This is a genomic window from Pseudomonas jinjuensis (genome assembly GCF_900103845.1).
GTDB lineage: Bacteria > Pseudomonadota > Gammaproteobacteria > Pseudomonadales > Pseudomonadaceae > Pseudomonas > Pseudomonas jinjuensis.
Genome location: NZ_FNIJ01000024.1, coordinates 23,084 through 35,256, shown reverse-complemented (window position 1 = coordinate 35,256; position 12,173 = coordinate 23,084). Strand labels below are relative to the sequence as shown.

Sequence of the window (12,173 nt, the reverse complement as noted above, 5' to 3'; positions counted from 1 at the left end):
TGGTCGATGGTCTCCGGGGCCTGCACGGTCTGGCGAGCGCGCCGGATCGGAAAGGATGCCAGTTCCCGCCGCGATCCGGGAGATGGCGATGTGCAACTGGTCCGCTGCCGCTACCGCCGGCGCCGCCAAGGGCCTATGGTGCAAGAACGTGACGGCCGGTGAAGCCGTCGCCTCACGAGGGCTGTCGATGCCGTTCGCATCCGATGACACCCGCGTCGTGCCGGGTCCCGACGGGACGACGGAACGCCTGCTGGCGATCGTCCGCCAGGTCGTCGCCGAGTTGCGCCCGCAGGATGCGGCCAGCCTGCACATCGGCCTGGACAGCCGCCTCGAGGACGATCTCGGCGTGGACAGCCTGGGCCGGGCGGAACTCTGGTCGCGCCTCGAACGCGAGTTCGGCGTGCACCTGCCGGAAGCCGCGTTCGGCGAAGCGGAAACCCTGCACGATCTGCTGCAGGCCCTGGGCGCGGGCGGGCGCCGCGAAACGCCGTCCATGCCGGGTATCGGCGCGCGAACGGACGAGCCTGCGGATGCGGGGACGCCGGAGCGTGCGCAGACCCTGATCGAAGTGCTGCAGTGGCACCTCAGCCATCATCCCCAGCGCACCCAGGTACACCTGCTGGGCGAAGGCGACAGCCAGGAAGACATCAGCTACGCGGCGCTGCACCAGGGCGCGCTGGCCGTCGCCTGCGGCCTGCAACGCCACGGGCTGCGCGGCGGCGAACGGGTCGCGCTGATGCTGCCCACCGGGCGCGACTTCCTCCATGCCTTCCTCGGCGTGATGCTGGCCGGCGGGGTGCCGGTGCCCATCTATCCGCCCATGCGCCTGAACCGGATCGAGGAACACCTGCAGCGCCAGGCGGCCATCCTCGCCAACGCCGAGGCCAGGGCGCTGATCACCGTGCCCGAGGCCAGGATGATCGCCCGCCTGCTCCGGGCGCAGGTGCCGAGCCTGGGCATGATCGCCAGCGTCGCCGAGCTGTCCGAAACCGGCGGCAGCTGGACCGAGCCGCAGCGGCAGGCGCAGGACCTCGCCTTCCTGCAGTACACCTCGGGCAGCACCGGCCAGCCCAAGGGGGTGATGGTCAGCCACGCCAACCTGCTGGCCAACCTGCGCGCCATGGGCTCGGCGCTGCGGGTCACGGCGGACGACGTATTCGTCAGCTGGCTGCCGATGTACCACGACATGGGCCTGATCGGCGCCTGGTTCGGCAGCCTCTACTACGCCTTCCCGCTGGTGCTGATGTCGCCGCTGGCCTTCCTCGCCCGCCCGGCGCGCTGGCTGTGGAGCATCCACGAGCATCGCGGCACGCTGTCGGCGGCGCCCAACTTCGCCTACGAGCTGTGCCTGAACCGACTCGACGACGCGCAACTCGAAGGGCTGGACCTGAGCAGCTGGCGCCTGGCGCTGAACGGCGCCGAACCGGTCAATCCGGACACCCTGCAACGCTTCGCCGAGCGCTTCGCCCGCTACGGTCTGGCCCCCGGCGCGCTGATGCCGGTGTACGGGCTGGCCGAGGCGACCCTCGACGTGACCCTGGCGGAGCCGGGGCGCGGGCCGCTGATCGACCATGTCCAGCGCGACGCCTTCCAGTCCCGGGGCCGGGCGCTGCGCGTCGAGCCGGACAGCCCCGGCGCACTCCGCTTCGTTTCCTGCGGGCACCCGCTGCCGGGACACCAGGTGCGCATCGTCGACGACCGTGGAATCGAGCTGCCCGAGCGGCGCGAGGGACATCTGCAGTTCCGCGGGCCGTCCACCACCGCCGGCTACTTCCGCAATCCGCAGGAGAGTGCGCGGGTTCGCGATGGCGACTGGGTCGACTCCCAGGACCTGGGCTACATCGCCGCCGGCGAGCTCTACCTCAGCGGCCGGGTCAAGGACCTGATCATCCGCGGCGGGCGCAATATCTACCCCTACGACGTGGAGAACGCCGTGGGCAACCTGCCCGGCCTGCGCAAGGGCTGCGTGGCGGTGTTCGGCTGCACCGGCGCGGCGGGCGGCGAGCGCCTGGTGGTACTGGCGGAAACCCGCGAACAGAAGCCCGGGGAGCTGGAGCGCCTGCGCCAGGCGATCACCCGCCTGTGCCTGGAACTGACCGGAACGGCGCCGGACGACATCGTGCTGGCGCCGCCGCACAGCGTGCTCAAGACCTCCAGCGGCAAGATCCGCCGCGCCGCCAGCCGCGAACTCTACGAACGCGGCGAGCTGGGACGGGCGCCGCCGGCGGCCTGGCGGCAACTGCTGCGACTCGTGCGCAGCGTGGCGGGTGCCCAGCTCCGCCGCGGCTGGCAGGCGCTGCAGGAACTGTTCTATGCCGCCTGGTTCTGGGGACTGCTGATGCTGATCGGCAGCCTGACCTGGCTGACGGTTGCATTACTGCCCAGCCCGGACTGGTGCCGACGCCTGGCGCGGCGGGCGGCGCGCGGCTTCCTGTACCTGGTCGGGGTGCCGCTGCGGGCCGACGGCCTGGGGCGCCTGTACCGCGGCGAGGTGCGCGTGCTGGTCGCCAACCACGCCAGCTACCTCGACGGGCTGGCGCTCTGCGCGGCGCTGCCGCCGCGCTTCAGCTTCGTCGCCAAGCGCGAACTGGCCGGGCAGCTCGTCGCCGGGACCTTCCTGCGCCGCCTGGGCACCTGCTTCGTCGAACGCTTCGATCCGCGCCGCAGCGCCGCCGACGCCGAGGTCCTGGCGGAGGCGCTGCAGCGCGGGCAGTCCCTGCTGTTCTTCCCCGAAGGCACGCTGACCCGCGAGCCGGGGCTGATGCCGTTCCGCATGGGCGCCTTCGTCCTCGCCGCGCGCGCCGACGTGCCGCTGGTGCCGGTGGCCATCCGCGGCTCGCGCATGCTGCTGCGCGACGGGCAGTGGTTCCCGCACCATGGCGAACTGCACGTTAGCGTCTGCCCGCAGCTGCTGGCGGGAGGACGCGACTGGCTGGATGCGATCAGGCTGCGCGACCAGGCGCGGGCGGTGCTGCTGCAACGCCTGGACGAGCCGGACCGGTTGCGCCTGGCGGGTTGAGCCGCCGGGTCGCTAGATCCAGCCACCCCACTGCAGCAGGAAGATGCCGATATTGATGGTCACCGCCGCCGCCAGGGTGGTGATGACGATGATCGAGCTGGCCAGCTGGTGGTTGGCGTTCGCCGCCTGGGCCATGACGAAGCTGGCCGCCGCCGTCGGGCTGGCGAAGTAGAGGAACAGCACGCCCAGTTCGGCGCCACGGAAACCGACGAGCCAGGCCCCCAGCGTGCACAGCGCCGGCAGCCCGACCATCTTCATCAGGCTGGCGCTGATGGCGAGGGAGCCGCTGTCGCGCAACGCGGCCAGCGACAGGGTGCCGCCGATGCAGATCAGCGCCAGCGGCATGGTCATCCGCGCGAAGTACTCGCCGGAGGTCAGCAGCCACTCGGGCAGGGTGATGCCCAGCCAGGAGAACGGCAGCGCCGCCAGCACGCTGAGGATCAGCGGGTTGCGCATCACGCTCTTGCAGATGCTCCAGGGGTCGGACTTCAGGCTCGGGCTGTAGATCGCCAGCACCACCACCGACAGGGTGTTGTAGGCGAGGATCACCAGGCCGGCGAGCACCGATCCCAGCGCCAGGCCGTGGGCGCCGTAGAGGCTGGTCGCCAGGGCCAGGCCGACGATTCCGTTGTTGCCGCGGAAGGCGCCCTGGGTGTACACGCCGCGCTCCTCGCGCGGCACCCGCCAGACCGCCCAGCCCCAGGCGAAGAGGAAGCCGACGAGGGTCGCCACGCAGAAGTAGGCCAGCACCGCCGGGCTCGCCGCGGTATGCAGGTCCGCGTGGTAGATGCCGAGGAACAGCATGGTCGGCATGGTGGCCTTGAACACCAGCGCCGACGCGGTGTTGATGAAGGGCACGTCGATCCAGCCGAGCCGCCGCAGCAGCACGCCGAGGAACAGCATGGCGAAGACCGGGGCGGTGATGCCCAGGGTGGCGTAGAAGATCGAGAGCATGGAAGGCGCACAGGCAGGAAGGCGCGCCGATGATAGCAGGCGCGCCCTTGGCCGGTCAGGCGGGCAGGACCGCCGCCAGTTCCTGCAGTTGGCGATCTTCCAGACGCAGCTGGCGCGGGTGGAAGCGCTTCAGGCTGGTGCGGTGGCCGACGCTGACCAGGGTCACGCCGGGCAGCTGTTCCAGCAGCACCTGGTAGAGCGCGGCCTCGTCGGATTCGTCCATGGCCGAGGTGGCCTCGTCGAGGAACAGCCAGTCCGGCGCATAGAGCAGCGCGCGGGCGATGGCCAGGCGCTGCTGCTCGCCCGGCGAGAGCAGGCGCTGCCAGTGCTGGGCTTCGTCCAGGCGCGGGACCAGTTGCTCCAGGCGGCACAGGCGCAGGACTTCCTGCAGGCGCTCGCGGCCATGCCGGCCCGATTCCTCCGGATAGCACAGCGCCGCTTCCAGGGTGCCGATCGGCAGGTAGGGCTTCTGCGGCAGGAACAGGCAGCGCCCGGCCGGCATCTGCACCTGCCCGGAGCCGTGCCGCCAGAGGCCGCTCATCGCCCGCAGCAGGGTGCTCTTGCCGCCGCCGGAGGCGCCGCCGATCAGCAGGTGCTCGCCAGCGGCGAGGTTCAGGCTGCTCGGCTCCAGCAGCACGCGGCCATCGTGCAGGTCGAGGGCCAGGCGCCGGAGCTGCAGGGCATCGCCGCCGTTGTGCACCTCGATGCCGGGCTCGTCCTGCGCGGTCTCGCTCATCGCCGCGCGGAAACTCAGCAGGCGGTCACAGGTGGCGCGCCAGTTGGCCAGGCCGGCGTAGGCGTCGATGAACCAGCTGAGGCCGTCCTGCACATTGCCGAAGGCGGAGTTGATCTGCATGAGTTCGCCGAGCTGGATCTTGCCGGCGAAGTAGCGCGGCGCGGCGACCACCAGGGGGAAGATGATGGCGATCTGCGCATAGCCGGAGCTGAAGAAGGTCAGGCGCTTCTGCACCTTCATCAGCTCCCAGTAATTGCCCCACACATTGCGGAAGCGCGTCATCAGTCGCTGGTTCTCGTTGGCCTCGCCGTTGTACAGGGCGATGCTCTCGGCGTTCTCGCGCACTCGCACCAGGCCGAAGCGCAGGTCCGCCTCGTAGCGCTGCTGCTGGTTGTTCAGGCCGATCAGGCGGCGGGCGATCAGGTGGGTCAGCCAGCTGCCGACCAGCGCGTAGAGCAGTGCGGCCCAGAACATGTAGCCGGGAATCGTGATGCCGAACAGCTCGATGCTGCCGGACACGCCCCAGAGGATCACCGAGAAGGACACCAGGCTGACCAGGTTGCGGATCAGGCCGAGGCCGAGGCTCAGGGTGGTGTCGGTGAAGCTGTTCAGGTCCTCGGTGAGGCGCTGGTCGGGGTTGTCGGTGTGGCCGCGCTGTTCCAGGCGGTAGTAGTTCTTCCCGCCGAACCAGGCGGCGAAGTGCTTCTCCGTCAGCCAGCGGCGCCAGCGGATGGTCAGCATCTGGGTCAGGTAGAGGCGATAGACGGCGATCAGGATGGCTGCCGCGGCGATCCCGCAGAAATGCAGGATCAGGCGGATGAAGCTGTCCAGGTCCTTGTTCTGCAGGGCGTTGTAGAAGTCGCGGTACCAGCTGTTGAGCCACACCGAGACACCGACGCCGACCAGCGAGAGGGCGATGACCACCACCAGCAGGAGCCAGGCCATGCCCTTCTCCTCGCTGCGCCAGTAGGGGGCGGTCAGTTGCCAGACACGGGAGAAGAAGCGGCTGCGGACGGCATCGTTCGCCGCGCTGTATTCGGCGCTATCGGTCATGATTCGGGCTCGACACGGGTTAACGAGAAGGGAGCGCTCCTGGCGCTCCCTTCTGTCTGATCTCGTTTTATTCCAGCGGTTCGCTCAGCGGCGAACCGGGCGCTTCTGCAGCTTGCGCTGCAAGGTCCGCCGGTGCATCCCCAGGGCGCGGGCGGTGGCGGAGATGTTGCCGTCGTGCTCGGCCAGCACGCGCTGGATGTGCTCCCACTGCAGGCGGTCCACCGACATGGGGTTTTCCGGCACCAGGCTTTCCAGGTCGGCGTGGTCGGAGAGCAGCGCGGTGAGCACGTCGTCGGCGTCCGCCGGCTTGCACAGGTAGTTGGTGGCGCCGCGCTTGATGGCTTCCACCGCGGTGGCGATGCTCGAATAGCCGGTGAGGATCACCACGCGCATCTCGGCATCCAGTTCCAGCAGCTTGGGCAGCAGCACCAGGCCGGATTCGCCTTCCATCTTCAGGTCGAGCACCGCGTAGTCGGGCAGGTCTTCCCTGGCCAGCGCCAGGCCTTCCTCGGCGGAACCGGCGACCGAGACCCGCAGGCCGCGGCGGCTCATGGCGCGCGCCATGACGCGGGTGAAGGTGGGGTCGTCGTCCACCAGCAGCAGGTGGGGCTGCTCTTCGCCTTCGAACAGGATCTCTTCGCTCATGGCTACTTCCTCGCGGGCGTGGCGCTCAGGCCACGCCGTAACTACGTGGCAGACGCAACTCGGTCAGAGTGCCGCCATCTTCATGGTTGTACAACTTCACCGTTCCACCGGCCCGCGTGACGCTGGCCTGGCTGAGGAACAGGCCGAGCCCGAAGCCCTTGCCCTTGGTGGTGAAGAAGGGTTTGCCGAGCTGCTCGGCGATGGCCAGCGGCACGCCGGCGCCGTGATCGCGGATGCTCAGGCAGATCTCGCTGGCGTCCCAGTCCAGCCGGATGTCGAGGTTTTCCGGGCAGGCGTCGGCGGCGTTGTTCAGCAGGTTGAGCAGCGCCTGGGTCAGATCGGTGGGCGGCGTCAGCCGGGGCGCGGTGCCGCGGCCGAGAATCTGGTAACGATAGCTGGCTTCCGGGCGCATCAGGTGCCAGCGGTTGAGCACCGCGTCCAGCCACTCGTTGGCGCCCTGCTCGTACACCGCCTGGCGACGGTCCGCCTCGGCGGCGCGCACCAGATGCTGCAGGGTGTCCTTGCACAGCTGCACCTGTTCCTGCAGCAGGGCCAGGTCGTCCTGCAGGGACGGCACGTTGCGATGTTCCTGGCGCAGCTCCTTGAGCAGCACGCTCATGGTCGCCAGCGGGGTGCCCAGCTCGTGGGCGGCGCCGGCGGCCTGGGTCGCCACGGCGAGCAGCTGCTGGTCGCGCATGTCCACTTCGCGGCGCTGCGCCTGCAGCTGTTCCTGGCGGCGCAGGACTTCGGACATGCGCGCGACGAAGAAGGTGATCAGCGCCGCCGCCAGGGCGAAGCTCAGCCACATGCCGTAGTTCAGCAGGTAGTCGCGCTGGGCGGGGGCGATCTCGAACGGATGGAACCACACCAGCAGCACGGTGTAGCTGGCCAGCGCCAGCCCGGCGAGGACGATGGTGTAGAGCCAGGGCAGGGTCGCCGCGGCGATGGTCAGCGGCACCAGGTAATAGGAAACGAAGGGGTTGCTGGAGCCGCCGGAGAAATACAGCAGCACGCTGTGGATGATCAGGTCGAAACCCAGCTGCACGGCGTATTCCAGCTCCGTCACCGGCCAGGGACCGCGCAGGCGCAGGGCGGTGGCCAGGCAGAGGACAGCGGAAACCGCGAGGGTGATGCCGAGGGGCAGCCAGGGCAGCTGGATCAGTTGCGCCTTGTAGGCGAGGCCGACCGAGCCGGCCTGGGCAGCGAGAACGAGAATGCGGATGAGCGTCAGATGCAGAAGATTCTGACGGCTGGCGGAAAGCTGGAAAACCGGTGTGCGCATGCTGAATTCCGGAATTTGCGCGAGTATAGCCAAGGGTATCCTCCACCCGCTGCGGCAAAGCGACACAGCTTAACCTATCCAGCTTAACCCGAATGAACACTGGCCTGCGTCAAAGGGTCTGACTGACCTCGGCAGGGCCCCTCCCTGCCTGCAGGAATTCAATCCGGACCAAGGAGCAACACATGTCCAAGAAAAACCTCACCGCCCTCGCCGCAGCCATCCTCTGCCTCGCCAGCTTCGGCGCCCAGGCCGGTTCCGACGCGCCGCGCTACAACCAGGTTTCCCTGCATGCGGAAGCCAGCCAGGAGGTGGCCCACGACCTGATGCAGGTGACCCTCTACAGCGAGGCGCAATCCAGCGATCCGGCCAAGCTCGCCGCCGGGACCACCGAGACGCTGAACGCCGCCATCGCCGAGGCGCGCAAGGTGAAGGAAGTGAAGACCAGCCTGGGCAGCCGCAACAGCTATCCGATCTACGACGACAAGGGGCAGAAGATCACCGGCTGGCGCGAGCGCGCCGAACTGCGCCTGGAAAGCACCGACTTCGCCGCGCTGTCCAGGCTCACCGCCGAACTGCAGGGCCGGCTGAAGATGGGCAGCATGAACTTCAGCCTGGCCGACGCCACCCGCGACAAGAGCGAGGCAGCGCTGATGAAGGGCGCGGTGGATGCCTTCAAGGCGCGCGCCCAGCTGCTCGCCGAATCCCTCGGCGGCAAGGGCTACAAGCTGGTCAGCCTGAACCTGAGCAGCGCCGGCGCACCGCGTCCGTATCCGGTGATGCGCATGTCCATGGCCAAGGCGGACAGCTACGGCGGCGCGCCGACCCCGGAAGTCGAGGCCGGCACCAGCCAGGTGACGATGAACGCCGACGGCACCATCGAGGTGCAGATGCCCTGAGGCCTCAAACGAAACGGCGCTCCCCAATGAGCGCCGTTTTTTCATGTTTGCGACATTCCCTTGCGCCGGCGTCACAACTTCTACACTGAAGCCCGTATCCGGCTTGCGTCAGGCATATGCCCTGCATAGCTTCACGCAACGCAGCCCACAAGGCTGCGCCTCTCGCTGAAAAAACCAATAACCAGAGGTCAGCATGCGCAAGAACGCCGTCATTCTTTCCATGGTCACCGCCGGGCTCATCGCCGGCGCCCCGCTCGCCCAGGCCGCCAGCAACCTGGTGTACTGCTCGGAAGGCAGCCCCGCCGGCTTCGATCCCGGCCAGTACACCACCGGCACCGACTTCGACGCCTCCGCCGAGACGGTCTTCAACCGCCTCACCCAGTTCGAGCGTGGCGGCACCCAGGTCATCCCCGGGCTGGCGGAGAAATGGGACGTCTCCGATGACGGCAAGACCTACACCTTCCACCTGCGCCAGGGCGTGAAGTTCCACACCACCGACTATTTCAAGCCGACCCGCGAGTTCGACGCCGACGACGTGCTGTTCACCTTCCAGCGCATGCTCGACAAGGACCACCCGTTCCGCAAGGCGTACCCCACCGAGTTCCCCTACTTCACCGACATGGGCATGGACGCCAACATCGCCAAGGTGGAGAAAGTCGACGAGCACACCGTCCGCTTCACCCTCAACGAAGTGGACGCCGCGTTCATCCAGAACCTGGCGATGAGCTTCGCCTCGATCCAGTCCGCCGAATACGCCGACCAGCTGCTCAAGCAGGGCAAGGCCGCCGACATCAACCAGAAGCCCATCGGCACCGGCCCGTTCGTGTTCAGCCGCTACCAGAAGGACGCGATGATCCGCTTCAAGGCCAACAAGGACTACTGGAACAAGGGCGAGGTGAAGATCGACAACCTGATCTTCGCCATCAACACCGACGCCTCGGTGCGCATGCAGAAGCTCAAGGCCAACGAGTGCCAGATCACCCTCTTCCCGCGCCCGGCCGACCTCGACTCGCTGAAGAAGGCCCCGAACCTCGACATGCCGTCGCAGCCCGGCTTCAACCTCGGCTACATCGCCTACAACGTCCTGCACAAGCCGCTGGACAAGCTGGAAGTGCGCCAGGCGCTGGACATGGCAGTGAACAAGAAGGCGATCATCGACGCCGTCTACCAGGGCGCTGGGCAGATGGCGGTGAACGGCATGCCGCCGACCCAGTGGTCCTACGACGACAGCATCAAGGGCACCGAATACGATCCCGAGAAAGCCAAGGCGCTGCTGAAGCAGGCCGGCGTGCCGGAAGGCACCGAGATCACCCTCTGGGCCATGCCGGTGCAGCGCCCGTACAACCCCAACGCCAAGCTGATGGCCGAGATGCTGCAGAGCGACTGGGCCAAGGTCGGCATCAAGGCGAAGATCGTCACCTACGAATGGGGCGAGTACATCAAGCGCGCCAAGGGCGGCGAACACGACGCCATGCTGATCGGCTGGAGCGGCGACAACGGCGACCCGGACAACTGGCTCGGCACCCTCTACGGCTGCGACGCGGTGGACGGCAACAACTTCTCCAAATGGTGCGACCAGTCCTACGACAAGCTGATCAAGGACGCCAAGCGCACCCCGGACCAGGCCAAGCGCACCGAGCTGTACAAGCAGGCGCAGCACATCCTCAAGGACCAGGTACCGATCACCCCGATCGCCCACTCCACCGTGTACCAGCCGATGCGCAAGACGGTGCACGACTTCAAGATCAGTCCCTTCGCGCTGAACGCCTTCTACGGTGTCAGCGTCGGCAAGTAAGGCGCCCCGAAACTCCGGCGCGCTCTTCGCAGGAGCGAGCTTGCTCGCGAACGCTGGCAACGCAAATGCATCGCCAGCAAGCTGGCTCCTACAGGTCCTGCGCACCAGGGAAACGGTACCGCTCCATGAAGCACGCATTCCGCAGTCTGCTCCACTCGCTCGCCCTGGCCGGCGTGTTCGCCTGTCCGGCGACCTTCGGCCAGAGCCTGGTGGTGTGCACCGAGGCCAGCCCGGAAGGTTTCGACATCGTCCAGTACACCGCCGCCACCACCGCCGACGCCGTGGCGGAAACCGTGCTCGAACGCCTGGTGCAGTTCGCCCCCGGCAGCACGAACATAATCCCGGCACTGGCGGAACGCTGGGAGATCGGCGCCGACGGCCTGACCTACACCTTCCACCTGCGCCGGGGCGTGAAGTTCCACACGACCCGCTGGTTCACCCCGGGCCGCGAATTCGACGCCGACGACGTGCTGTGGAGCTTCCAGCGCCAGCTCGACCCGGCGCATCCCTGGCACGCACTGTCGCCGCGCGGCTTCCCCTATGCCGAGGCGATGGGCTTCGCCGCGCTGATCGAACGCATCGACAAGCTCGACGCGCATACCGTGCGCTTCACCCTGCGCCATCCCGAGGCGCCCTTCCTCGCCGACCTGGCCATGGGTTTCGCCTCCATCTATCCGGCGGAATATGCCGATGCGCTGCTCAGGGCCGGCAAGCCCGAGCAGTTGAACAGCCAACCGGTGGGCACCGGGCCGTTCATCTTCCAGCGCTACCAGAAGGACGCCCAGGTGCGCTTCGCCGCCAACCCGGGCTACTGGGCCGGCAAGCCGAAGATCGAGCGCCTGCTGCTGGCGATCACCCCCGATCCGAACGTGCGCATCCAGAAGCTCAAGGCCGGCGACTGCCAGATCGCCGTCTACCCGCGCCCCACCGACGTGCCGGCCCTGAAGAAGGACCCGCAGTTGAAGGTCGAGGAACTGGATTCCCTGCTGGTCGCCTACGTCGGCCTCAACACCCGGCACAAGCCGCTGGACGACGTGCGCGTGCGCCAGGCGATCAACCTCGCCTTCGACCGCGCCGCCTACCTCAGGGCGCAGTTCGGCGAGGGTGGCGCCAGACTGGCGGTGGCACCCTACCCGCCGACGCTGTGGGGCTCCGATCCGAACCTGAAGGGCTGGCCGCACGATCCCGCGCGGGCCAGGAAACTGCTCGAGGAAGCCGGCATCCAGCCCGGCCTCAAGCTGTCGATCTGGACCCGCCCCGGCGGCGGGCCGACCAATCCCAACCCCGGCATCGGCGCGCAGATGCTGCAGGAAGACCTGGCGCGGATCGGCATCCAGGCGAGCATCCGCGTCTACGAATGGGGCGAGCTGATCAAGCGCGCCAAGCGCGGCGAGCACGACCTGGTGTTCATGGGCTGGGCCGGCGACAACGGCGATCCGGACAACTTCCTCACTCCCAACCTGTCCTGCGCGGCGGCGAAGAGCGGCGAGAACCAGGCCGGCTGGTGCAACGCGGAGTTCGACGAACTGCTGCGCAAGGCCCGCGCCAGCACCGACCAGCAGATCCGCGCCGGCCTGTACCGCCGGGCGCTGGCGATCTTCCAGCGCGAGGCGCCGTGGATCGCCCTGGCCTACCCGAAGCAGTTCGCCGCGCTGCGACCGGACGTGAAGGGCTTCAGCCTGAGCCCCCTGGGCTCGAACAACTTCTCCCGGGTGGAGCTGGCTCCACCGTAGGGCGGGTGCAACCCGCCATCCCGGCGTGTTGCACCCGCCCTACGGGAACCCACGGTTTTT

General features: G+C 68.1%; 8 protein-coding genes. 4 read left to right on the top strand and 4 right to left on the bottom strand.

From position 1 onward, the window contains the following. Positions 1–187: 187 nt before the first annotated feature. On the top strand, positions 188–3,019 hold the full coding sequence (locus tag BLR75_RS24980; RefSeq protein ID WP_084314995.1) for an AMP-binding protein: 2,832 nt from the start codon (positions 188–190) through the stop codon (positions 3,017–3,019). 12 nt (positions 3,020–3,031) lie between these two features. Here BLR75_RS24980 and BLR75_RS24975 read toward each other — a convergent pair whose 3' ends face one another. From BLR75_RS24975 to BLR75_RS24960, 4 genes are all read right to left on the bottom strand, one after another. Further along, positions 3,032–3,973 (bottom strand): AEC family transporter, encoded by a 942-nt coding sequence (locus BLR75_RS24975; RefSeq protein ID WP_084314994.1) that lies wholly within the window; start codon positions 3,971–3,973, stop codon positions 3,032–3,034. A 55-nt stretch (positions 3,974–4,028) separates the two neighbouring features. Further along, positions 4,029–5,762, bottom strand: a complete 1,734-nt coding sequence (locus tag BLR75_RS24970) for an ABC transporter ATP-binding protein/permease (RefSeq protein ID WP_084314993.1) — start codon at positions 5,760–5,762, stop codon at positions 4,029–4,031. A gap of 84 nt (positions 5,763–5,846) precedes the next feature. After that, entirely contained in the window at positions 5,847–6,407 is a 561-nt protein-coding gene (locus BLR75_RS24965) for a response regulator transcription factor (RefSeq protein WP_084314992.1), read from the bottom strand. Between the two features lie 25 nt (positions 6,408–6,432). Continuing rightward, positions 6,433–7,689, bottom strand: coding sequence for an ATP-binding protein (locus BLR75_RS24960; RefSeq protein WP_084314991.1), 1,257 nt, complete (start codon positions 7,687–7,689; stop codon positions 6,433–6,435). A 182-nt stretch (positions 7,690–7,871) separates the two neighbouring features. Between BLR75_RS24960 and BLR75_RS24955 the strand changes: the two genes are divergently transcribed. The 3 genes from BLR75_RS24955 to BLR75_RS24945 all read left to right on the top strand — a co-directional run bounded on the left by BLR75_RS24955 (position 7,872) and on the right by BLR75_RS24945 (position 12,113). Then, positions 7,872–8,585 carry an SIMPL domain-containing protein gene (locus BLR75_RS24955; RefSeq protein ID WP_084314990.1) on the top strand — a complete coding sequence of 238 codons (714 nt, stop codon included), beginning with the start codon at positions 7,872–7,874 and terminating at the stop codon, positions 8,583–8,585. Between the two features lie 193 nt (positions 8,586–8,778). Continuing rightward, on the top strand, positions 8,779–10,380 hold the full coding sequence (locus BLR75_RS24950; RefSeq protein WP_084314989.1) for an ABC transporter substrate-binding protein: 1,602 nt from the start codon (positions 8,779–8,781) through the stop codon (positions 10,378–10,380). 125 nt (positions 10,381–10,505) lie between these two features. After that, positions 10,506–12,113: an ABC transporter substrate-binding protein gene (locus BLR75_RS24945; protein WP_084314988.1), complete on the top strand. Its 1,608-nt coding sequence runs from the start codon at positions 10,506–10,508 to the stop codon at positions 12,111–12,113. Positions 12,114–12,173 lie beyond the last annotated feature (60 nt).